Consider the following 20,248-nt stretch of genomic DNA (forward strand, 5'->3'; position numbering starts at 1 on the left):
GCCTTGTCAGGGGAGCCTCATGCGCCAGAGCATCGACCACATCGTCATCGCCGTCACCGATCTCGACAAGGCGGTCGCCGACTACACGGCGCTGGGTTTTACTGTCCTTCCCGGCGGCGAGCATCCGCGCGGCTCGCGCAACGCGCTGATCGTCCTGGCCGACGGCGCCTATCTCGAAATCATCGCCTTCGCCCGTCCCGTGCCCGGCTTCCGCTGGTGGCGGGTGCTGGACGAGGCGGGCAGTGGCCTGGTTGATTACGCCCTGCTGCCGGCGGACGACCTCGACAAGGACACCGCCCGAATCCGCGATGCCGGCATCGCGATCGAGGGGCCGATCGACGGCGAGCGCCTGCAGCCGGACGGAACCCGCATCGCCTGGCGCTCCTCCCGCCCGCCCGAACCCGACATCCCCTTCCTCTGCGAGGATGTCACGCCGCGCGCGCTGCGCGTGCCCGAAGGCGCGGCCCGCCGCCACGCCAATGGCGTGACCGGTATCGCCGGCGTCACGGTCGCCGTCCGCGATCTCGCCGCGTCTGTCGCCCGCTATCGCGCGGTCACCGGGCTCGAGCCGCTCGCGACCGGGGCCGCGCCCGGCCTCGGCTTCGCGCTGGCGCAATTCCGGCTCGGCCGCCAGATGCTCTCGCTGGCGCAGCCGCGCGGCGAGGCCTGCGAGGGGCTGACGCGCCAGCTCGGCCGGCGCGGGCAGGGCGCCTTCGCGCTCTCCTTCTTCGGACCGGCCGATCGCTGCCTCGACCGGGCGCTGGCCCATGGCGCCCGTCTGGAGATCGTCCGCGCGCTGTGACGGAACCGACGCTGCCCCGCGCGACGCGGCGTGCTATGCGCCGGGCCGAGCACGGAGGATGAGGCGGATGCGCAAGTTGCTGATCATCGGCATCGGCGCCGGCGATCCGGACCAGATGACGGTCCAGGCGATCGCGGCGCTGAACCGCGCCGATGTGATCTTCCTGCCCGACAAGGGGCAGGAGAAGGCGGCGCTGCGCCATCTGCGCGAGGCGATCTGCGCGCGCTTCATCGAAAAGCCCCGGCGCAGTGTGACGATGGAAACCCCACGCCGCGCCGAGGCGGGGGACGATTATCGCGGCGTCGTCGACGACTGGCACGCCCGCATCGCCGCGTCCTACGCGGCGCTGTTCCGGCTGGAACTGGCGGAGGGGCAGACCGGGGCGCTGCTCGTCTGGGGCGATCCCGCGCTCTATGACAGCACCCTGCGCATCGTCGAGCGCGTCCGCGCGGGCGGCCTGGCGCTGGACTGGGAGGTCATCCCCGGCATCAGCAGCGTCCAGGCGCTCGCCGCCCGCCATCGCATCCCGCTCAACCGCATTGGCGAACCCGTGCTGATCACCACCGGCCGCAAGCTGGCGGAAGGCCTGCCGCAGGCGCCGGACGGCGTCGTCGTCATGCTGGACGGCGAGCAGGCCTTCGCGAAGATCGCGCCCGAGGGCTTGGAGATCTTCTGGGGCGCTTATCTCGGCACGCCCGACGAGATCCTGATCGCCGGCCCGCTCGCCACGGTTTCGGACGAGATCGTGCGGGTCCGTGCCGCGGCGCGCGAGCGCCATGGCTGGATCATGGACATCTATCTGCTCCGGCGCTGCGATTGAAGCGACGGCCGGTTGGGCAAGCCGCATCCCCTTCCCCCCGCTTGCGGTGGGGAAGGGTTAGGGATGGGGGGCCGCAAAGCCGGAGCCCTGTCCTTGATCGTCTTGCCGAGCGTCACGGCCCCCCACCCCGGCCCTCCCCACCGCAAGCGGGGGGAGGGAGACCGTCGCCATCCTTCAGGACCGACCACCGCTTGCCCCGCGCCGCACCACCATGTGAGATGCGCGCCAGGGATTGCGGAACGAACCATGCCTTCGACCAGACGCGACAGAGCCGCCGGGGAGGGCGCCGAGCGGGATGTCCTCGATCTCGGCGGCTACGTCCCCTATTTCCTGACCGCGATCTCCAACACCTGGTCGCGCAGCTCCTCGCGGCTCTATCTCGAGCGCTTCGGCGTCGGCGTCACCGAATGGCGGGTGATGTCGCAGCTCGCCATCGAGCCCGGCATCGCGGCGCAGCGCATCTGCGAGGTCATCGGCCTCGACAAGGGCGCGGTCAGCCGCAGCGCCGCGACGCTGGTCGCGGCCGGCCATGTCGCCGAGCGACCCGATGCCCGCGACGCCCGCCGCCAGCTCCTCGAACTCACCCCCAGCGGCTATGCCCTGCATGACCGGCTGATCGCGCTGGCCACCGCCCGCGAGCAGCTGATGTTGGAGGGCTTCAGCCCGCAGGAGCGCGCCCAGCTCCTCGATTTCCTGCGCCGCCTGCAGGCAAGGCTGCCAGCGCTGCGCGATTACGTCCCGCCATCGGGCGAGGGCGGCTAAGCCTCACCAGCGGCGATAGCCGTAGCCGAACCCATAGCCGCCATAGAAGCCGCTGAAATCCTGGTAGACATAGGTGCGCCGCGCCGCCGCCCGCTCGACATCGATCGTCTGCATGCACTGCGCGAAGGCGTCCGTGCCCTGTCGGAAGCCGTAGCCGCGACACTGCTCCATATCGAGCGCGCGGCGCTCCTCCAGCGTCATGCAGCCGCTGGCGGTCAGCGCCAGAGCGAGGGCGGCGAGCGGCGCGATCTTCATGTCCGGCATCCTTCGGTCGGCATGATCCAGGCTCCAATGGCCCCAGCCAGAAAAGGCCGCAAATGAGTCGAGATTGCGAAAGGCTTCAGGCGTAGCGGCGCGAGGCCGCACCATGGGCGCGCCTGAGAGCGGCGAGGTCGAGGCCGGGGATCGCCCCGTCGACCACCCGCCAGTGCCCGGCGACCATGACGCGGTCGGCCCGGTGCGCGCCGCACAAAACCAGTGCCGCGACCGGGTCATGCGCGCCGGAGAAGCGCAGCTCGTCGAGCCGGTAGAGCGCGAGATCGGCCTGCATCCCCGGCGCGATCGTGCCGATATCGGAGCGGCCGAGGCAGCGCGCCGAGCCCTGCGTCGCCCAGCGGATGACGTCGCGGGCGGTCACCGCGGCGGCGCTCTCATAGCGCAGCCGGTTGACCAGCAGGGCGTGCCGCAGCTCCTCCATCAGATTCGAGCCGTCATTGGAGGCCGAGCCGTCGACGCCGAGCCCGAGCGGCGCGCCCGCCGCCTCCAGCTCGCGCGTGCGGCAGAAGCCGGAGGCGAGCACGCCGTTCGAGGTCGGGCATTGGCAGACGCCGACCCCGGCCTTGCCCAGCCGGTCACATTCCTCGCTGGAGAAATGCACGCCATGCGCCAGCCAGGTCTTCGGCCGCAGCCAGCCGGTTTCCTCCAGCAGGTCGAGCGGGCGCTTGCCATAGACCTGCAGGCAATAGGCGTCCTCGTCTTTCGTCTCGGCGAGATGGGTGTGGAGCGGGGCATCGAAGCGCGCCGCCAGCTCCGCCGATTTCGCCATCAGCGACGGCGTCACCGAAAAGGGCGAGCAGGGCGCCAGCGCGATCTGGATCATGCTGCCGGGCGCGGGATCATGGAACAGCCCGAGCACGCGCTCGCTGTCGGCGAGGATCGTGTCCTCGTCCTGCACCACCGTGTCGGGCGGCAGCCCGCCATCCTTCTGCGACAGGTTCATCGAGCCGCGCGAGATCGTGGCGCGGATGCCGAGCGCGCGCGCCTCCTCCACTGCGATGTCCACGGCGTCCTCCAGCCCCGGCGGATAGAGGTAGTGATGGTCGGCCGCCGTGGTACAGCCCGAGAGCAGCAGCTCCGCCAGAGCCGCCCGCACGGCGAGGCGCAGATCGTCCGGGGTCAGTCGCGCCCAGAGCGGATAGAGCGCGGTGAGCCAGGGAAACAGCTCGCGGTCGATCGCGGACGGATGGGCCCGCGTCAGCGTCTGGTAGAAGTGATGATGCGTGTTGATCAGGCCGGGCAGGACGACATGCGCGGAGGCGTCGAAGACCTCGTCGACCGGCGCGGAAGGCTCGCCCCCCGCCGCGACCAGCTCGACGATGACCGCCCGCTCGACCACGACGCCGCCCGAGGCGGCCTCGGCGACGATGCCGAGCGGGTTCCTGATCCAGAGGCGCATGGGAGGTCCGGCGTAGGGGAAGGGTCGGGACCGACACTGCCGCCGCGGCCGGGCGAGGTAAAGCGCCGGTCCTCAATCCCAGGGCAGGTCGACCTTGCAGCGATAGCCGATGAAGCATTGCGGATTGTCGCGGCTCGGCACGAAGGCCGGCTCGAGGAACTCGCCATGCTGGCAGAAGCGGGGATCGTTGACGAAGCGGTCATAGGTGAAGCCGCCGGTGCCGAGCACGATCGCGCCGCTCGCCGCGACGCTCTGGCGGTTGACGGCGCAGCTGCGCTCCGGCGTCGAGGGGCGCGATTGCGCCAGGGCCGGCGCGGCGAGGACAAGGAGCATCAGGGACAGGGTCAGGCGCATCAGGGGGACCTCCGGCCGGTTCGCGGCATCGACCCCTCTTTAACACAGCGGTCCCGGCTGCGTTCCTGCGGCGAAACGGGCCGGCCCTGCGGGAAGGCGGGCGGCGTCCGGCTCGACCCGCCTTGACGCCACGCCGCTCATCCGCCATCGCTCGCCCCGTCATGCTCGGGCTTGTCCCGAGCATCCACGTCTTCACCTTGTCCACGTCGCGAGACGTGGATGGTCGGCACAGGGCCGACCACGACGAGAGAGCCGAGCCATGACCAATCTGACCGATCTCGCCGCCACCATCGACGCCGCCTGGGAAGCCCGGGCCGAGATCGGCCTCAACACGAAAGGCGCGGTGCGCGAGGCGGTCGAGCAGGCGATCGAGATGCTGGACGCCGGCCAGGCCCGCGTCGCCGAGAAGGTTGGCGCCGATTGGGTCGTGCATCAGTGGCTGAAGAAGGCGGTGCTGCTCTCCTTCCGCCTGACCGACAACATGATCATCGCCAACGGCCCGGGCGACGCCGTGTTCTGGGACAAGGTGCCCTCCAAATTCGCCGGCTGGGGCGAAAACCGCTTCCGCGCCGCGGGCTTCCGCGTCGTGCCGCCGGCCGCCGCGCGCAAGGGCTCGTTCCTGGCGCCCAACGTCGTGCTGATGCCGTCCTTCGTGAACATCGGCGCCTATGTCGACTCAGGCACCATGGTCGACACCTGGGCTACGGTTGGCTCATGCGCCCAGATCGGCAAGAACGTGCATCTTTCGGGCGGCGTCGGCATCGGCGGCGTGCTCGAGCCGCTGCAGGCCAACCCGACGATCATCGAGGACAACTGCTTCATCGGCGCCCGCTCCGAGGTCGTCGAGGGCGTCATCGTCGGCGAGGGCTCGGTGCTCTCGATGGGCGTCTTCATCTCGGCCTCGACCAAGATCGTCGACCGCGCCACCGGCCAGGTCCATATCGGCAAGGTGCCGCCCTATTCGGTCTTGGTGCCGGGTTCGCTGCCGGGCAAGCCCTTCCCGGACGGCACGCCGGGCCCCTCGCTCTCCTGCGCCGTCATCGTCAAGACGGTCGACGCCCAGACCCGCTCGAAGACCGGCATCAACGAACTGCTGCGGGATTGATCAACAGCCTCCTCGTCATTGCGAGGAGGCAAAGCCGACGAAGCAATCCAGAGCAGCCGCGCGCTTCAGTCTGGATTGCTTCGCTACGCTCGCAATGACGGGGTCCCATCACCCCACCGGCGTCGAAGCGCCCGCCGCCGGCGCCGCCGCACTCACCCCCGCCAGCGCGTCGCGCAGCGCCTGCTCGCGGCTGTGGTCGAGCGAGGTCTTCAGCACGGTGCCGCCGGTGCCCTTGATCGCCTCCAGCACCTTGTCGCCGGTGACGCGCTGGACGAGCACGAAGAGGGCGGCATTTCCCGGCTGCAGGCTCGAGGCCAAATCCTTCATGAAGGCGTCGTTGATGCCGTAATCGGTCAGCGCGCCGCCGAGCGCGCCGGAGGCGGCGCCCAGCGCCGCGCCCGCCAGCGGCATCAGGAAGATCGCGCCGATCAGCAGGCCCCAGAAGGAGCCCGACGCCGCGCCCATCGCCGTGGTGTTGAGCAGCTGGTTCAGCTTCACCTTGCCGCCCTCCTGCATGACCGCGATGGCCGCGTCGCCGATCTCGATCAGATACTCCTTCTGCAGGCCGAACAGCTTCTGCCGCATCTCCTCGGCGCGGGCTTCGGTCGGGTAGACGATGACGACGAGATCGGACATGGGGCTCTCCTGCCGCGGGTGGGATCGCAGACTAGACCGCGCTTCTTGACGGGTCTGTGGCGAGGCCAGCCGAAAGCGGCGGGCCCGGCGCGATCTCGATCAATCGACCGCGGGCGCCTTGGCCGCCTGGGCCGCGCCGCTGCGCAGCGGCAGTTCCTCCATCCGCAGCAGGAAGCCCAGCGCGCAGGCGAAGCCGAGGCAGGTTGCCCCGAAGACATACTGGAACAGCCGCACCATCGTCTCGCGATCGACGCCGTCGAGCCGGATCGATTCATGAGACAGGCCCGGCCCGGCGCTGCCGATGCCGCCGAGCACGATGGCCCCGAAGATCGCCACGATCAGCGCCCCGCCGATCTGGCGGAAGAAATTCGCCGCCCCCGTCGCGGTGCCGAGCTGGTGCGGCAGCACCGCGTTCTGGATCGAAACGGTCGCGACCGGCAGCATCGTGCCGAGCCCGACGCTGATCAGCGCCAGCAGCGCGCAGAAGGGCACGAGCGGCATGCGCCCGGCCTGCCAGGCCAGCAGCGCCACCCCGGCCAGCGCGACGCTGAGACCGATCACCGGTACGCGCTTGTAATTCGTCAGCCGCGTCATCGCCCGCCCCGACAGCGTCGCGCCCATGACCGTGCCCACCGTCAGCGGCAGCAGGCCGAGCCCCGAGGAGGCGGCACTCAGACCCATCACGCTCTCGAAATAGATCGGCAGGTAGATCGTCAGGCCGATGAAGGTGCCCATGCCGAAGCCGGCCGCGACCGTGCCCATCCGCACCACCGGATTGGCGAGGATGTCGAGCGGGATCAGCGGCTCCTGCGCGGTGCGCAGCCGCCAGGCGAAGGCGAGCCAGAGCAGCAGCGACAGCGCCACGAGCCCGCCGATCGGCGCCGACGCCCAGGGGTAATGCGTGCCGCCCCAGGAGAGCGCGAGCAGCAGCGTCATCGTCGCGCTGGTGATCAGCACCGCGCCGAGCAGATCGAGCCTGTGCGGCCGCTCATGCCGCGGCAGGCGCTTCAGCGCCGAACTCGTCATCAGATAGGCAGCCGCGCCGAGCGGCAGGTTGATCCAGAAGATCACCGACCAGTGCAGCCGCTCCGCGATGACGCCGCCCAGCACGGGGCCGAGCAGCGAGGACGCCATGAAGACGGAGGCGATATAGACCTGGTAGCGCCCGCGCTCCTTGGGCGAGACCATGTCGGCGACGATGGTCTGCGCCAGCGCGATCAACCCGCCGCCACCGAGCCCCTGGACGAAGCGCGCCAGCACCAGGAGCCAGAGCGAGGGCGCCAGCGCGCAGGCGAGCGAGCCCGCCATGAACACGGCGATGCCGCTGAGCAGCACGATGCGGCGGCCATGGATGTCGGCGAGCTTGCCATAGAGCGGCGTCACCGCGGTCGAGGCCAGGAGATAGGCCGTCACCACCCAGGGCAGATGCGTGACGTCGCCGAGCTCGCGCCCGATCGTCGGCATCGCGGTGGCGACGATGGTCTGGTCGAGCGCTGCCAGGAACATGGCGAGCATGATGCCGAAGAGGATGCGGCGGATGTCCTCATGCCGCATCGGCGCCTGCGCGGCCGCCGCCTGATGCGCCGGGGGGTCGACCCGCTGATCCATGAAGTGTCGTGCCTGCCCGTGCATCTGAGGAGGGCGCCAGTCTAGGTGGCGGCCCGGCCATGCACCAGAGGCGGGGCGAGCGGAGCCGGTCTGGCGGCCATGCACGGCGGCATGGCGCCTCTCCTGGCGGAGCGCCGAAGGGCATCAGCGGCATGACACCGAAGCGGGACCGCACCGGTCTTATTTTCGCTGCGACCTTACAATCTCAGGTCGGCTTCCCCATGTCGGATTCACGGTCTACGCGAGAAGCCGCCTTTGCGGTCGCTGCCAATCGCCAGGGCCAGCCTCGAGACAAGACGATATTCGGCCGCGCTTCGCCGGGAGGCGAGGAGCGCTGTCGCGCATCGGTTGCCGGAGCGTGGCCGAGGCGCGGGCCGTCATGCGGCTATTGATCTGATCCTGTTCGTTCCCACTGCAAGGACACTCACGTTGATCGCTTATCTGGTTCTGGTTCACCGGTATCCCGCGCAGTTCAAGCGCATGTTCAAGTCGATCTACGATCCCGCCAATCATTATTTGATCCATGTCGACAAGAATTCGGGGCCCGAACTCGAAGCCGATATTCGGCGGTTTCTGCGCGGTTTTCCCAACAGCGCCATCCTTGCGAGCCATCACGCCCGCTGGGGCGGTTACAGCCTCGTCGATGCCGAACTGCGCGGCATGGCGCAGCTGCTGGAAATGGGCGCGGACTGGGAGTTCTTCGTCAATCTCAGCGGCCAGGACTACCCGCTCAAGAGCCAGGACGAGATCGCCACGTTCCTGAAGCGCAACCGCGGCAAGGAGTTCATCAAGGTTCTCGACCAGCGCACGGCGCGGCCCGAGACGATGAAGCGCGTGAGCCGCTATGTCGTCGAATTCGAGAAGCGCATCGTCCGGACGCCGTTCCCGCGCAGCTTCATGGCCGGCGTCTCGCCCTATATCGGCAATCAGTGGATGATCGTCAGCCGCCGCTTCTGCGAGTTCGTCTGCCACGATCGCGAGGCCGAGCGCTACAAGGCGTTCTACCGCAACACCTTCATCGCCGATGAGGGCTTCTTCCAGACGGTGATGATGAACACCGCCGAGCATGGCGAGATCGTCAGCGACGATCTGCGCATGATCGACTGGGTCCCGGACGGCGACATCAAGCTGCGCCCGCGCACCTATCTCGCCTCCGACGCGCCGGAGCTTCTGGCGAGCGCCTGCCTCTTCGCCCGCAAATTCGACGCATCCGTCGATGAGACGATCCTCGATGTTCTGGACGACCACCTCAGCGCCGATGATCTCGCGCCCGCTCTGGCCCCGTCCATCCCGTCGCGCCGGCCGGTCTCGATCCCGGTCCACGCTTCGGTTCCGGTCTCCCAGGCCGCCTTCCTGGCGTCCTGAGCCGCAGCGCAGAACAGAGGTCATCATGTCGCTGAACTTTCCCAATCCGGTCCGCAGCTTCGATGCCGGCCGCTCCTGCGTCAGCTTCTGGGGCTCCGACGCCTCGCTCGAGATCGCCTTCCAGATCGAGATCGACGCGCTGCGCCGGCTCGGCGCCGAGCCGGGCGAGGCCCAGATGCTGGCGACCTTCGACAGCCATCGCGACGCCATCCTGAGCGCGGCCGCAGCAGCCTATGGCCGCCACAAGGGCAGCTATCACCGGCTCACCGTCGCCGACATCGGCGGAAAGGCCTGAGATCATGGCACGCCCTCCCTACAAGACCGGCGATCTGGTCCAGCTCACCGCCGGCTTCCACAACCAGGTCCGGCCCGGCCCCTTCGAGATCACGCGGCTGATGCCGCCGCGTGACAACAAGGAAGAGCAGTACCGCGTCCGCGGCCCCGACGGCCTCGAACGCGCCGTGGGCCATCACGAGATCGAGGAAGAGATCCCGCTTCCCGGCAATACGGCGGGTTAGGCGAGTCTCTGCCTGCCCACGCCAACCGTCATCCTGGGACGACCGAAAGGTCGGCCAGGGATCCATCGGAGGGGGCCGGCGCTCGATGATGGATCCCGGTCTTCGCTGCGCGAAGCCCAGGATGACGGCGCTTTTTCGAGTGGCTCGGGGATAGCGTCCGCATCTTATCCCCGCTTCCCAGACCCATGCCTATTCTCCCCTCGCTCTCCCCGACCGAGGGGGCTTCGCGAGGCGTCGTGTGGCCGGGGAGAGGCGGTGTTCATGGGGGAGGGCCGTCGCGGGCTCGACGCCATGGAGGGACCGTCGTCGTTCGGGCCGAACAGGCAGGCCCCGTCCTTTGCCGGACTTAAAACACGACGCCGGGACCATCAGACAACCGTGCGCGGGGCGAGGTGGTGGCTGTTGACGCTGCCTCGACACGACATTCGACATCGACATCGGCACGCAGCCGTCGACTGCGACGCCACCATCGTCCAGCGCATCCCCTCGGATCCGCTTCAAGACCCAAAAACCCCGCGGCGTGAGCCGGCCGGGGCTTTCGGTGCGGCGGAGGCCCGCTATGATCGCTCCAACCGGACGAGGCCGATGCCCCTGCTCAGCGCCAGCGACTCCACGCTCGTCATCATCGATTTCCAGGCGCGGCTGATGCCGGCGATCCATGAGGGGGCGGCCCTCGTCGCCCATGCGCAGAAGCTGGTCGCCGCGGCCGGCCTGCTCGGCGTGCCCGTGCTGATGACCGAGCAGAACCCGGCGGGGCTCGGCGGCACGGTGCCTGAGTTGGCGGGCGCAGGCCCCGTCATCGCCAAGATGAGCTTCGACGCCTGTGCCGAGGGCGCCTTTCTGGAGGCGCTAGAGGGCGACGGGCAGATCGTGCTCTGCGGCTGCGAGGCGCATGTCTGCGTCGGACAGACGGCGCTCTCCCTGCTCGCCCATCGCCGCCGCGTCACGCTGGTCCAGGACGCGACCGGCTCGCGGCGCCCGGAGTCGAAGGATGCCGCGCTCGCCCGCCTCGCCCGCCACGGCGCCGAGATCGTCACGACCGAGATGGTGATCTTCGAATGGCTGCGGAGCGCTGGGCATCCCCGCTTCCGCGAGGTGCTCAAGCTGGTGAAGTAGGGGGGGCTTCTTCCCCGGAACCTCATGGTCATCCTGGGCGAGCGGCGAAGCCGCGAAGCCCGGGATCCATCATAGGGTTCGGCGGCGCCTCATGATGGATCCCGGCCGAGCTTCGCTCGCCCAGGATGACGGCGTCTGTTGCGGGAGCAAAAAACCTAAAGCGGCTTCCGGATCCATTTCGAGATCACGCCGACGATGCCTTCGCGGAAGGTCATCACGCAGATCACGAAGATCACGCCCTGCACCACCGTCACCCAGGCACCGAGCGAGGCGAGATAGTTCTGCATCGAGACGATGACGAGCGCGCCCGCGATCGGCCCGAAGACGGTGCCGAGCCCGCCGACCAGCGTCATCAGCACCACCTCGCCCGACATCGACCAGTGCACGTCGGTGAGCGAGGCGAGCTGAAAGACGATCGCCTTGGTCGCGCCGGCGAGCCCCGCCAGGCTGGCCGAGAGCACGAAGACGGCGAGCTTGTACTGGTTGGCGCGATAGCCGAGCGAGATCGCGCGCGGCTCGTTGTCTCGGATCGCCTTGCAGACCTGGCCGAAGGGCGAGTGGATGATGCGGTAGATCGCGAGCAGCCCCGCCATGAAGATCGCCGCGACGAGCCAGTACAGCGTCCGGTCGTCGGCGAGGCTGATCATCCCGAACAGATGCCCGCGCGGCACCGCCTGGATCCCGTCCTCGCCGCCGGTGAAGCGCGGCGTCTGCAGCGAGAAGAAGAACACCATCTGCGCCAGCGCCAGCGTGATCATGGCGAAATAGATGCCCTGTCGCCGGATCGCGAGCGCACCGAAGACGAGGCCGAGCCCGCCGGAGACGGCCGTGCCGAGCAGGATCGCCAGCTCCGGCGTCAGGCCCCAGTTCTTGGCGGTATAGGCGCAGACATAGCTCGCCATGCCGAAATAGGCGGCGTGGCCGAAGGAGAGCAGGCCGCCATAGCCGAGCAGCAGGTTGAAGGCGAGCGCGAACAGCGCGAAGCAGAGCACCTTCATGACGAAGACCGGATAGGCCACGAAGGGCGCGATCACGAGCAGGATCGCGATGCCGATCATGATGGCGCGGTGCAGGCGCAGCGTGCCCTTGTCGGCTTCGCCCGGCAGGGGGGCGGCGGGCGCGTCGGTGGCGGCGATGTCGGCCATGGTCAAATCCTCGTCTCGCGGCGGGCGGCCATCACGCGGCCCGTCCGAACAGGCCGGCCGGCCGCACCAGCAGCACCAGCACCATGATGATGAAGATCACCGTCGCCGAGGCCTCCGGGTAGAAGACCTTGGTCAGCCCCTCGATCAGGCCGAGCGAGAAGCCGGTGACGATGGCGCCGAGGATCGAGCCCATGCCGCCGATGACGACGACGGCGAAGACGACGATGATGAGGTCGGCGCCCATGTTCGGGTTCACCGAATAGATCGGCGCCGCCAGCACGCCGGCGAAGCCCGCCAGCGCCACGCCGAAGCCATAGGTCAGCGTTACCAGCAGCGGCACGTTGATGCCGAAGGCCTGGGTCAGCGTCGGGTTCTCGGTCGCGGCGCGTAAGTAAGCGCCGAGCTTGGTCTTCTCGATCAGGAACCAGGTCGCGAGGCACACCACCAGCGAGGCGACGACGACCCAGCCGCGGTAATAGGGCATGAACATGAAGCCGAGATTCTGCCCGCCCCGCAGCTCGGCGGGGATCTGGTAGGGCAGGCCCGACGAGCCGAATTCGTTGCGGAACAGCCCCTGGATGATCAGGGCGAGGCCGAAGGTCAGAAGCAGCCCGTAGAGATGGTCGACATGGGCGATGCGCTTGAGCAGCAGCCGCTCGATCGCGATGCCCGTCGCCCCGACGACCAGCGGCGCCAGCAAAAGCGCCACCCAGTAGTTGATACCGAGATAGTTCAGGCACATCCAGGCGACGAAGGCGCCCATCATGTACTGGGCGCCATGGGTGAAGTTGATGATGTTGAGCAGCCCGAAGATCACCGCCAGCCCGAGGCTGAGGATGGCGTAGAACGAGCCGTTGATCAGGCCGAGAAGGACCTGGCCGAACAGCGCCTGGGGCGGAACACCGAGAAGTTCGAACATGCGGGGCTCAGATCATCTTTGCGGGCACTGGCAAGGTGGTAGCCATCATCCCGGACCGGGCGGTCCGGGATGATCCTAATCGGCGTCATGGTCGGGCCTGCCCCGACCATCTCGGAAACCAGAGCGCTCTGACCCTGAGATTCTCGGGTCAAGCCCGAGAATGACGCTGTCTCAAAGCCTCACTTCTTGACGAGCGGGCACTCGCTCTCGGCGAGCGGGCGGAAGGCCTGCTCGGCCGGCAGCACCGAGATCTGCTTGTAGTAGTCCCACGGCCCCTTCGACTCGCCCGGCTTCTTGACCTCGAAGAGATACATGTCGTGCATCTTGCGGCCGTCCGCGCGCACCGAACCCTTGCCGAAGAGCGGATCGTCGGTCGGCATTTCCTTCATCTTGGCCATCACCGCCGCCGAGTCCTTCGACTTCGCCGCCTCGACCGCCTTGAGATAGTGCAGCATGCCGGAATAGACGCCGGCCTGCACCATGGTCGGCTTCTTGCCGCCATTGGCCTTGGCGAAGCGGTCGGACCAGGTCCTCGTCTGGTCGTTGGTGTTCCAGTAGAAGGACTCCGTCAGCACCAGCCCCTGCGCGGTGGCGAGCCCGAGTGAATGCACGTCGGTGAGGAAGACGAGCAGCCCCGCCAGCTTCTGGCCGCCGGCGGTGATGCCGAATTCGCCCGCCTGCTTGATCGAGTTGATCGTGTCGCCGCCGGCATTGGCGAGGCCGATGACCTTGGCCTTGGAGGCCTGCGCCTGCAGCAGGAAGGACGAGAAGTCGGTGCCCGGGAAGGGCGTGCGGACCGCGCCGACGACCTTGCCGCCATTCCTGGTGACGATCGCGGCGGTGTCGCGCTCCAGCGCATGGCCGAAGGCGTAGTCGGCGGTGAGGAAATACCAGCTGTCGCCGCCGGCCTTCACCATGGCGCCGCCGGTGCCCTGGGCCAGCGCATAGGTGTCGTAGGTCCAGTGCACCGTATTGGGCGAGCAGGCCTTGCCGGTCAGGTCGGAGGAGGCCGCGCCGGAATTGATGTGGATCTTGTTTTTCTCGCGGGTGATCTGGTTGACCGCGAGCGCCACCGAAGAGGTCGGCACGTCGAGGATGAGGTCGACGCCGTCCTGGTCGTACCAGGTGCGGGCGATGGTCGAGCCGACGTCCGGCTTGTTCTGGTGGTCGGCCGAGACGATCTCGACCTTGATGCCCTTTTCGGCCGCCTTGAAGTCCTCGACCGCCATGCGCGCGGCGATCACCGAGCCCTCGCCCGAGAGGTCGGCATAGAGGCCGGAGCGGTCGTTCAGCACGCCCGCCTTGATGCTGATCTGCTGCGCGAGCGCCGGCGCCGCCATCAGCGCGGCGAAGGCGGTCGTGGTCAGGAACGTCTTGAGCTTCATGTGTCTCTCCCTGAGATTGGCGTCGTTTGCGACGTGATGTCCGATATGGATCGGATTGGGGGCCTTCGAATCCGCCGGAAGGCGGCCTTCAGACCCCGAGATAGCCGTGCAGCTTGTCGATATTGGCGTCGAGCTGATCGTTCTCGATCATGTCGATCACCTTGCCCTGCTCGACGACATAGTGACGGTCGGCGACCGTCGCGGCAAAGCGGAAGTTCTGCTCGACCAGGATGATCGTGTAGCCCTCCTGCTTGAGCTTGCGGATGGTCGCGCCGATCTGGTCGATGATGACCGGGGCGAGCCCTTCCGTCGGCTCGTCCAGCAGCAGGAAATGCGCGCCGGTGCGCAGGATGCGCCCGATCGCCAGCATCTGCTGCTCGCCGCCCGAGAGCTTGGTGCCCTGGCTCTTCAGCCGCTCCTTGATGTTGGGGAAGAGCGTGAAGATCTCGTCGAGCGAGAGCCCGCCGGGCCGCACGCGGGGCGGCAGCATCAGGTTTTCCTCGACGCTGAGCGAGGCGTAGATGCCGCGCTCCTCGGGCACATAGCCGATGCCGAGCCGCGCGATCGCCCGCGAGGGCAGCTGGATCGTCTCCGTACCCTCCAGCACGACCGAGCCCTTGCGCTTGCCGATGACGCCCATGATCGACTTCAGCGTGGTCGTCTTGCCGGCGCCGTTGCGGCCCAGCAGCGTCACGACCTCGCCCGGCGCGACGTCGAAATCGATGCCGTGCAGCACATGCGATTCGCCGTACCAGGCCTCGAGCCCGCGCACCTTCAGCATCGGCGCCGCCGCTCCGGCGGCGGAGGACCGCACGGCCTCAGTGAGCATGGCCGACTCCCGAACCGATATAGGCCTCGATCACGCGCGGGTCCTTCGACACCGCGGCATAGTCGCCCTCCGCCAGCACCTGACCGCGCGCCAGCACGGTGATGCGGTCCGACAGCGAGGCGACGACCGAGAGATTGTGCTCGACCATCAGGATGGTGCGGTTCGCCGAGACCTTGCGGATCAGCGCCTCGATCCGCTCGACATCCTCGCGGCCCATGCCGGCCATGGGTTCGTCGAGCAGCATCATCTCGGGATCGAGTGCGAGCGTCGTGGCGATCTCCAGCGCGCGCTTGCGGCCATAGCTGAGCTCGCCGGCGGGCAGCTCGGCGAAGGCGGCGAGGCCGACCGCATCGACCAGGCGCAACGCCTCGTCGTCGAGCGGCTGCAGCACCTCTTCCGAGCGCCAGAAATCGAACGAATCGCCGCGCTTGCGCTGCAGCGCGATCCGGACATTCGTCTTGACGCTGAGTTGCGGGAACACCGCCGAGATCTGGAAGGATCGGACCATGCCGAGGCGGGCGATGTCCGCCGGCTTCTGCCGCGTGATGTCGCGACCGTTATAGACGATCGAGCCCTTCGTCGGCGCAAGAAATTTTGTGAGCAGGTTGAAGCAGGTTGTCTTGCCGGCGCCGTTGGGCCCGATGAGCGCATGAATCGTCCCGCGCCTGACCTGCAGGTCCACGCCGTTCACCGCCGTGAAGCCCCCGAATTCCTTGGTCAAACCCGTCGTAGCGAGAATGATGTCCTCAGCCATGCGCAACGCTTGTCGTCGTCATCTTGGTCTTTCTTGTTCTCGACCGTCTCCCCTTGTATGGCATGCTGCACCGCGCTCGTCGCATGAGTCAACGCTGCGCGGGCGGGAATACGGCCTTGTGAATCAAGGCTCATCCCTTCGTCTTAGGCGCCCGGCCCGCCGGGCCTGCGTGACGGGCTCATCCAAATGGATGACGACCGGGCCGGGCCGACCGGGCTATGCCGCCCGGCGCTTTGAACCGGAAGCGCGCGCGGCGCGACCAAGCAGCGAAGATGGCGCGGAAGGCCGTTGGCGTCGGGGCAGTTTTCCAGTAGTGTTTCTGGCTGTTTCCTGGCGATCCTGTGGCCGTCCCATGGCGGCATCGGCCGGCTGCGCGTTTCCGCCGACGCGCGTCGGGCCTTTTCAAGACGTGGCGGGCCGATCAGGGAGGGTATCTTGAACTTCGCTCCGGGTTTGGACATTCGCGCCCGCCTCATGGCGGCGCTGCTCGGCTTGGTCGCGGTCCTGTTTGCCGTGCCCGCGCAGGCGGTACCCGAGCGCCGCGTCGCCCTCGTCATCGGCAACAGCGCCTATACGGCGGTGCCGCGCCTGGCCAATCCCCAACGGGACGCCACCGCCATCTCGGCCGCGCTCAAGCGCCTCGGCTTCGAGGTCGTCGAGGGCTATGACCTGCGCATGGACGAGATGACCGGCATCGTCCGTGAATTTGCCCAGAAGCTCGACGGCGCCAAGGCCGGCGTCGTCTACTATGCCGGCCACGGCATCGCGGTGGGCGATGAGAACTATCTCATTCCCGTCGATGCCTCGCTGAAATCCGAGGCCGATCTCGATTTTCGCGCCGTCAACGTGCAGCTGATCCTGCGCCAGATGCAGCGCGACGAGCGCGTCAACGTGCTGATCCTCGACGCCTGCCGCGACAACCCCTTCGCCACGCAGCTCGCCGCCAAGTCCCGCTCGGTCGCCCGCGGCCTGACCGCGATCGAGACGCAGTCGGCCTCGGGCATCCTGATCGCCTTCGCGACCGATCCGCGCTCCACCGCGCTCGACGGCGAGAAGGACGGCAACAGCCCCTTCACCGCCGCGCTGCTCAAGCATATCGAGACGCCCGAGGTGTCGATCACCACGGTAATGGACCGTGTCCGCGCCGATGTCTGGGAGTCGACCGGCAAGAAGCAGAAGCCCTGGACCAATTCCTCGATCATCGGCGAGTTCAAGCTGAACCCGACGCTCAAGCTCGCCGCGGTCGACCCCTCGGTGACGATCAAGGCGATCGACGGCGCCGTCCCGGTGCCGGCGACCCCGGCGCCGGTCGGGCTCGACCGTGCCCAGATGGACGTCCGCATGTGGGAGACGGCGGAGCGCGGCAACACTGCCGGCGATTACAAGGCCTATCTCGACGCCTTCCCCAACGGGCAGTTCGCCGCTTTCGCCAAGAATCGCCTGTCGCGGCTGGAGCCATCCTCGGTCGCCGTCGCGGCGCTTCCGGCCGCAGCCGGGGCGGCCGCCCTGTCTTCCGCTGCCGCGGCTGCCCTGCCGGCCTCGCGGGAGACGGGCCAGGCTGTCGCCGACGAGGCGATGAAGGGCGAGGTCGCCACGGCCGAGACGGAGGCCGCGCTCAAGCTGACCGCCAAGGACCGTCGCGAGCTGCAGCGTCGCCTGAGCCTCGCCGGCTTCAAGCCCGGCAAGACCAGCCCGAATTTCGGGCCGAGCCAGCGCGCCGCGATCAGGGAATGGCAGACGACGCGGGCGCTCTCCGCCACCGGCTTCCTCGCCCCGATGCAGCTCAGGGCGCTGCGCGCCCAGACCGAGCCGGCCTATCAGCGCGCTCTCGCCGAGGAGGCCAAGCCCGCGCCGGCCAAGACCCGGACCGCGCGCGAACCCGCCGAGCCGCAGCCCCGCACCCGCGGCGGCGTCGCCTATGAGCGCGACCCGGTGATCCGCCGCGATCTGGAGCGCGAGCGCGCCGGCGGCGGCAGCAGCGCCACGGGCGCCGCCATCTTCGGCGGCATCGTCGGCGGCGTCGTCGGCGGCGCGCTGGGCGGCGGCTTCCGCCGCTGATCGTGACGCCCGCCGCAACCCGGCGGGCGGTCATCTCGGCCTTCGAGACGCGGCGCCCGGCGCCGCGTTTTGCTTTTGGAGAACCGCTGGCGCGGCAAGATGCCGTTTTGGCCGAACGGAGAGTTGCCACCCGCCCGCCGGCTCGGCTAGTTCTGGACCGCGCCGTCCGGCGGCATCCTTTCAGCGGCAGAGGCGAGATGATGAAGAAGGTCTATCCGGACGCCACGGCGGCTCTCGCCGGCGTCATCAAGGACGGCATGACGATCATGGCGGGCGGCTTCGGCCTCTGCGGCATCCCCGACATCCTGATCGAGGCGGTCCGCGCGAGTGGCGCGAAGGACCTGACCTTCGTCTCCAACAATGCCGGCGTCGACGGCGCCGGCCTCGGCATCCTGCTCGAGACCCGCCAGATCCGGAAGATGATCTCGTCCTATGTCGGCGAGAACAAGCTCTTCGCGGAGCTCTATCTCTCCGGCCAGCTCGAGCTCGAATTCACGCCCCAGGGCACGCTGGCGGAGCGCATCCGCGCCGGCGGCGCCGGCATCCCTGCCTTCTTCACCAAGACGGGCGTCGGCACGCTGGTGGCCGAGGGCAAGGAGGAGCGCGAATTCAACGGCGAGCGCTACATCATGGAGCGCGGCATTTTCGCCGACGTCTCGCTGGTCCATGCCTGGAAGGGCGATACCGAAGGCAACCTCGTCTACCGGAAGACGGCGCGCAACTTCAATCCGATGATGGCGACCGCCTCGCGCTTCACCGTGGCGCAGGTCGAGCATCTGGTCGAGGCCGGCGAGATTGATCCCGACCACATGCACACGCCGGGCATCTTCGTGAAGCGGATCGTCCACACGCCGCAGAGCGTCAAGCGCATCGAGCAGCGCACCGTCCGCAAGCGCGCGGCCTGAGCGCGCGTTCCGTCCGGCCGGAACGGCCGGACGATCAGAATTCGCGCAAGAGAAAGATACGGAGTCGACCGACATGGCATGGACCCGCGAACAGATCGCCCAGCGCGCCGCCAAGGAGCTGAAGGACGGTTTCTACGTCAATCTCGGCATCGGCATTCCCACGCTGGTCTCGAACTACATCCCCGAGGGCATGTCGGTTCAGCTCCAGTCCGAGAACGGCATGCTCGGCATGGGCCCCTTCCCCTATGAGGGCGACGAGGACCCGGACCTGATCAATGCCGGCAAGCAGACGATCACCCAGCTGCCGACGACGAGCTTCTTCTCCTCGGCCGATTCCTTCGGGATGATCCGCGGCGGCCATATCGACCTCTCCATCCTCGGCGCCATGCAAGTCGCGAAGAATGGCGACCTCGCCAACTGGATGATCCCCGGCAAGATGGTGAAGGGCATGGGCGGCGCCATGGACCTCGTCGCCGGCGTCAAGAAGGTCGTCGTGGTGATGGAGCACGTCGCCAAGAACAAGGACGGCACCGAGTCGCCGAAGCTGCTCGAGGCCTGCGACCTGCCGCTGACGGGAGCGGGCGTCGTCGACATGGTGATCACCGATCTCGGCGTCTTCTCGATCGACGAGAATGGCGGCGGCATGACCCTGATCGAGCTGGCCGAGGGCGTCACCCTCAACGAGATCAAGGCGAAGACGGGCGCGACGTTCAAGGTGGCGGTTTGAGCTCATCCGTCATGGTCGGGCTTGTCCTGACCATCCACGTCTTCTGAGGTCGAGCGCTACGCTCAAGACGTGGATGCTCGCCACAAGGGCGAGCATGACGGCTGGACTATCGAACTTTGCCGCTCTCCCACCCCGCCTTGACCAGCTCTGGCAACTCGCTCTCGGCCTCCGGCCAGCCGACGCAGAGCCAGGCGATCAGCTTCCACGCCGGCGGCGCGCCCAGCGCCTCCCGCACCACCTCCGGCTCCAGGATCGAGACCCAGCCGACGCCGACGCCCTGAACCCGTGCCGCCAGCCAGAACTGCGTGATCGCGGCGACCACCGAATAATCCAGCATCTCCGGCATCGTTTTGCGGCCGAGGCCGTGGCCCTGTGCCGTGCCATGGTCGCAGAACACCGCGATCTGCTCGGGCGCCTCGCGCAGCCCTTCCAACTTCAGCTCCGCATAGAGCCGCGCCCGCTCGCCCTCGTAATCCGCGAGCGCCTCGGCATTGCAACGGCGGAAGCTCGCCAGCACGGCCTCCCTCTGCCCCGGATCGGCGACGCGAATCCAGCGCCAGGGCTGCGAATGGCCGACCGAGGGCGACAGCTCCGCCTGCGCCAGCAGCCGCTCGACCAGCCCGCCCGGCAAGGCGTCGCGCCGGAAGCGCCGGACATCGCGCCGCCAGGCCAGCAACGCGGCGAATTGCGCCGCGAAGGCTTCGTCGAAGTAGGGAGGGGAGTTGGACATCCTCCTCAGTCCTCATCCTGAGGAGCGCTGCGCAG

The 20,248-nt window shown here is 68.2% G+C and carries 22 protein-coding genes; 11 read left to right on the forward strand and 11 right to left on the reverse strand.

Annotated features, from left to right (window positions below; translation table 11 throughout):
* The first annotated feature begins 19 nt into the window (after positions 1-19).
* The 3 genes from ACFPN9_RS23225 to ACFPN9_RS23235 all read left to right on the forward strand — a co-directional run bounded on the left by ACFPN9_RS23225 (position 20) and on the right by ACFPN9_RS23235 (position 2,384).
* The gene (locus tag ACFPN9_RS23225; RefSeq protein WP_066734078.1) at positions 20-802 is read left to right on the forward strand and encodes a VOC family protein; all 783 of its coding nucleotides are present in this window, start codon (positions 20-22) and stop codon (positions 800-802) included.
* 67 nt (positions 803-869) lie between these two features.
* On the forward strand, positions 870-1,622 hold the full coding sequence (gene cobF, locus ACFPN9_RS23230) for a precorrin-6A synthase (deacetylating) (protein ID WP_377817703.1): 753 nt from the start codon (positions 870-872) through the stop codon (positions 1,620-1,622).
* A 246-nt stretch (positions 1,623-1,868) separates the two neighbouring features.
* Positions 1,869-2,384, forward strand: a complete 516-nt coding sequence (locus ACFPN9_RS23235) for a MarR family winged helix-turn-helix transcriptional regulator (protein WP_066734075.1) — start codon at positions 1,869-1,871, stop codon at positions 2,382-2,384.
* A 3-nt stretch (positions 2,385-2,387) separates the two neighbouring features.
* On the opposite strand, the gene ACFPN9_RS23240 is transcribed toward ACFPN9_RS23235, so the two are convergent.
* The 3 genes from ACFPN9_RS23240 to ACFPN9_RS23250 all read right to left on the reverse strand — a co-directional run bounded on the left by ACFPN9_RS23240 (position 2,388) and on the right by ACFPN9_RS23250 (position 4,413).
* Positions 2,388-2,639 carry a hypothetical protein gene (locus ACFPN9_RS23240; protein WP_066734073.1) on the reverse strand — a complete coding sequence of 84 codons (252 nt, stop codon included), beginning with the start codon at positions 2,637-2,639 and terminating at the stop codon, positions 2,388-2,390.
* A gap of 85 nt (positions 2,640-2,724) precedes the next feature.
* Positions 2,725-4,059, reverse strand: coding sequence for an 8-oxoguanine deaminase (locus ACFPN9_RS23245; RefSeq protein ID WP_066734070.1), 1,335 nt, complete (start codon positions 4,057-4,059; stop codon positions 2,725-2,727).
* A 72-nt stretch (positions 4,060-4,131) separates the two neighbouring features.
* A complete protein-coding gene (locus tag ACFPN9_RS23250; protein ID WP_066734067.1) occupies positions 4,132-4,413 on the reverse strand; it encodes a hypothetical protein in 282 nt (93 codons plus the stop codon).
* A gap of 259 nt (positions 4,414-4,672) precedes the next feature.
* Here ACFPN9_RS23250 and dapD point away from each other — a divergent pair, with 259 nt between their 5' ends.
* Entirely contained in the window at positions 4,673-5,518 is an 846-nt protein-coding gene (gene dapD / locus ACFPN9_RS23255; RefSeq protein WP_377817704.1) for a 2,3,4,5-tetrahydropyridine-2,6-dicarboxylate N-succinyltransferase, read from the forward strand.
* A 108-nt stretch (positions 5,519-5,626) separates the two neighbouring features.
* Here the strand turns inward: dapD and ACFPN9_RS23260 are convergent, their stop codons facing one another.
* Positions 5,627-6,154 carry a DUF1269 domain-containing protein gene (locus ACFPN9_RS23260; protein ID WP_066734061.1) on the reverse strand — a complete coding sequence of 176 codons (528 nt, stop codon included), beginning with the start codon at positions 6,152-6,154 and terminating at the stop codon, positions 5,627-5,629.
* A 99-nt stretch (positions 6,155-6,253) separates the two neighbouring features.
* Positions 6,254-7,762: an MDR family MFS transporter gene (locus tag ACFPN9_RS23265; RefSeq protein WP_066734057.1), complete on the reverse strand. Its 1,509-nt coding sequence runs from the start codon at positions 7,760-7,762 to the stop codon at positions 6,254-6,256.
* 429 nt (positions 7,763-8,191) lie between these two features.
* On the opposite strand from ACFPN9_RS23265, the gene ACFPN9_RS23270 reads away from it, so the two are divergent.
* The 4 genes from ACFPN9_RS23270 (at position 8,192) to ACFPN9_RS23285 (ending at position 10,761) form a co-directional block, all read left to right on the forward strand.
* Positions 8,192-9,127, forward strand: a complete 936-nt coding sequence (locus ACFPN9_RS23270; RefSeq protein WP_066734054.1) for a beta-1,6-N-acetylglucosaminyltransferase — start codon at positions 8,192-8,194, stop codon at positions 9,125-9,127.
* Positions 9,128-9,152: 25 nt separating this feature from the next.
* Positions 9,153-9,422, forward strand: coding sequence for a DUF1488 family protein (locus tag ACFPN9_RS23275; RefSeq protein ID WP_066734052.1), 270 nt, complete (start codon positions 9,153-9,155; stop codon positions 9,420-9,422).
* 4 nt (positions 9,423-9,426) lie between these two features.
* The gene (locus ACFPN9_RS23280) at positions 9,427-9,645 is read left to right on the forward strand and encodes a hypothetical protein (protein WP_066734049.1); all 219 of its coding nucleotides are present in this window, start codon (positions 9,427-9,429) and stop codon (positions 9,643-9,645) included.
* Between the two features lie 585 nt (positions 9,646-10,230).
* On the forward strand, positions 10,231-10,761 hold the full coding sequence (locus tag ACFPN9_RS23285; RefSeq protein WP_067254799.1) for a hydrolase: 531 nt from the start codon (positions 10,231-10,233) through the stop codon (positions 10,759-10,761).
* A 155-nt stretch (positions 10,762-10,916) separates the two neighbouring features.
* On the opposite strand, the gene ACFPN9_RS23290 is transcribed toward ACFPN9_RS23285, so the two are convergent.
* From ACFPN9_RS23290 to ACFPN9_RS23310, 5 genes are all read right to left on the reverse strand, one after another.
* Positions 10,917-11,906 carry a branched-chain amino acid ABC transporter permease gene (locus tag ACFPN9_RS23290; RefSeq protein WP_068074894.1) on the reverse strand — a complete coding sequence of 330 codons (990 nt, stop codon included), beginning with the start codon at positions 11,904-11,906 and terminating at the stop codon, positions 10,917-10,919.
* Positions 11,907-11,937: 31 nt separating this feature from the next.
* On the reverse strand, positions 11,938-12,825 hold the full coding sequence (locus ACFPN9_RS23295) for a branched-chain amino acid ABC transporter permease (protein WP_066726478.1): 888 nt from the start codon (positions 12,823-12,825) through the stop codon (positions 11,938-11,940).
* A gap of 179 nt (positions 12,826-13,004) precedes the next feature.
* Positions 13,005-14,210, reverse strand: a complete 1,206-nt coding sequence (locus ACFPN9_RS23300; protein ID WP_066726480.1) for an ABC transporter substrate-binding protein — start codon at positions 14,208-14,210, stop codon at positions 13,005-13,007.
* Between the two features lie 88 nt (positions 14,211-14,298).
* A complete protein-coding gene (locus tag ACFPN9_RS23305) occupies positions 14,299-15,039 on the reverse strand; it encodes an ABC transporter ATP-binding protein (protein ID WP_066726486.1) in 741 nt (246 codons plus the stop codon).
* Complete coding sequence (locus ACFPN9_RS23310; RefSeq protein WP_066726487.1) at positions 15,029-15,793, reverse strand: ABC transporter ATP-binding protein; 765 nt, start codon at positions 15,791-15,793, stop codon at positions 15,029-15,031. The genes ACFPN9_RS23305 and ACFPN9_RS23310 overlap by 11 nt, the downstream gene beginning before the upstream one ends.
* Before the next feature lie 435 nt (positions 15,794-16,228).
* Here ACFPN9_RS23310 and ACFPN9_RS23315 point away from each other — a divergent pair, with 435 nt between their 5' ends.
* The 3 genes from ACFPN9_RS23315 to ACFPN9_RS23325 all read left to right on the forward strand — a co-directional run bounded on the left by ACFPN9_RS23315 (position 16,229) and on the right by ACFPN9_RS23325 (position 19,483).
* Positions 16,229-17,851, forward strand: coding sequence for a caspase family protein (locus tag ACFPN9_RS23315; RefSeq protein ID WP_156446695.1), 1,623 nt, complete (start codon positions 16,229-16,231; stop codon positions 17,849-17,851).
* A 200-nt stretch (positions 17,852-18,051) separates the two neighbouring features.
* Positions 18,052-18,756, forward strand: coding sequence for a CoA transferase subunit A (locus tag ACFPN9_RS23320; protein WP_066726491.1), 705 nt, complete (start codon positions 18,052-18,054; stop codon positions 18,754-18,756).
* A gap of 73 nt (positions 18,757-18,829) precedes the next feature.
* The gene (locus tag ACFPN9_RS23325) at positions 18,830-19,483 is read left to right on the forward strand and encodes a 3-oxoacid CoA-transferase subunit B (protein ID WP_066726490.1); all 654 of its coding nucleotides are present in this window, start codon (positions 18,830-18,832) and stop codon (positions 19,481-19,483) included.
* Positions 19,484-19,589: 106 nt separating this feature from the next.
* Here the strand turns inward: ACFPN9_RS23325 and bluB are convergent, their stop codons facing one another.
* Positions 19,590-20,213 carry a 5,6-dimethylbenzimidazole synthase gene (bluB, locus tag ACFPN9_RS23330; RefSeq protein WP_067254639.1) on the reverse strand — a complete coding sequence of 208 codons (624 nt, stop codon included), beginning with the start codon at positions 20,211-20,213 and terminating at the stop codon, positions 19,590-19,592.
* Between the last annotated feature and the right edge of the window lie 35 nt (positions 20,214-20,248).

Origin of the sequence: Allobosea massiliensis, assembly GCF_042655245.1 — a bacterium.
Taxonomy (GTDB): Bacteria; Pseudomonadota; Alphaproteobacteria; order Rhizobiales; family Beijerinckiaceae; genus Allobosea; species Allobosea massiliensis.

Excerpts from the sequence above, each read along its gene's own strand:
- ACFPN9_RS23225 (WP_066734078.1), top strand. The coding sequence starts at position 20 with ATGCGCCAGAGCATCGACCACATCGTCATCGCCGTCACCGATCTCGAC.
- cobF (WP_377817703.1), top strand. The coding sequence starts at position 870 with ATGCGCAAGTTGCTGATCATCGGCATCGGCGCCGGCGATCCGGACCAG.
- ACFPN9_RS23235 (WP_066734075.1), top strand. The coding sequence starts at position 1,869 with ATGCCTTCGACCAGACGCGACAGAGCCGCCGGGGAGGGCGCCGAGCGG.
- ACFPN9_RS23240 (WP_066734073.1), bottom strand. The coding sequence starts at position 2,639 with ATGAAGATCGCGCCGCTCGCCGCCCTCGCTCTGGCGCTGACCGCCAGC.
- ACFPN9_RS23245 (WP_066734070.1), bottom strand. The coding sequence starts at position 4,059 with ATGCGCCTCTGGATCAGGAACCCGCTCGGCATCGTCGCCGAGGCCGCC.
- ACFPN9_RS23250 (WP_066734067.1), bottom strand. The coding sequence starts at position 4,413 with ATGCGCCTGACCCTGTCCCTGATGCTCCTTGTCCTCGCCGCGCCGGCC.
- dapD (WP_377817704.1), top strand. The coding sequence starts at position 4,673 with ATGACCAATCTGACCGATCTCGCCGCCACCATCGACGCCGCCTGGGAA.
- ACFPN9_RS23260 (WP_066734061.1), bottom strand. The coding sequence starts at position 6,154 with ATGTCCGATCTCGTCGTCATCGTCTACCCGACCGAAGCCCGCGCCGAG.
- ACFPN9_RS23265 (WP_066734057.1), bottom strand. The coding sequence starts at position 7,762 with ATGGATCAGCGGGTCGACCCCCCGGCGCATCAGGCGGCGGCCGCGCAG.
- ACFPN9_RS23275 (WP_066734052.1), top strand. The coding sequence starts at position 9,153 with ATGTCGCTGAACTTTCCCAATCCGGTCCGCAGCTTCGATGCCGGCCGC.
- ACFPN9_RS23280 (WP_066734049.1), top strand. The coding sequence starts at position 9,427 with ATGGCACGCCCTCCCTACAAGACCGGCGATCTGGTCCAGCTCACCGCC.
- ACFPN9_RS23285 (WP_067254799.1), top strand. The coding sequence starts at position 10,231 with ATGCCCCTGCTCAGCGCCAGCGACTCCACGCTCGTCATCATCGATTTC.
- ACFPN9_RS23290 (WP_068074894.1), bottom strand. The coding sequence starts at position 11,906 with ATGGCCGACATCGCCGCCACCGACGCGCCCGCCGCCCCCCTGCCGGGC.
- ACFPN9_RS23295 (WP_066726478.1), bottom strand. The coding sequence starts at position 12,825 with ATGTTCGAACTTCTCGGTGTTCCGCCCCAGGCGCTGTTCGGCCAGGTC.
- ACFPN9_RS23300 (WP_066726480.1), bottom strand. The coding sequence starts at position 14,210 with ATGAAGCTCAAGACGTTCCTGACCACGACCGCCTTCGCCGCGCTGATG.
- ACFPN9_RS23305 (WP_066726486.1), bottom strand. The coding sequence starts at position 15,039 with ATGCTCACTGAGGCCGTGCGGTCCTCCGCCGCCGGAGCGGCGGCGCCG.
- ACFPN9_RS23310 (WP_066726487.1), bottom strand. The coding sequence starts at position 15,793 with ATGGCTGAGGACATCATTCTCGCTACGACGGGTTTGACCAAGGAATTC.
- ACFPN9_RS23320 (WP_066726491.1), top strand. The coding sequence starts at position 18,052 with ATGAAGAAGGTCTATCCGGACGCCACGGCGGCTCTCGCCGGCGTCATC.
- ACFPN9_RS23325 (WP_066726490.1), top strand. The coding sequence starts at position 18,830 with ATGGCATGGACCCGCGAACAGATCGCCCAGCGCGCCGCCAAGGAGCTG.
- bluB (WP_067254639.1), bottom strand. The coding sequence starts at position 20,213 with ATGTCCAACTCCCCTCCCTACTTCGACGAAGCCTTCGCGGCGCAATTC.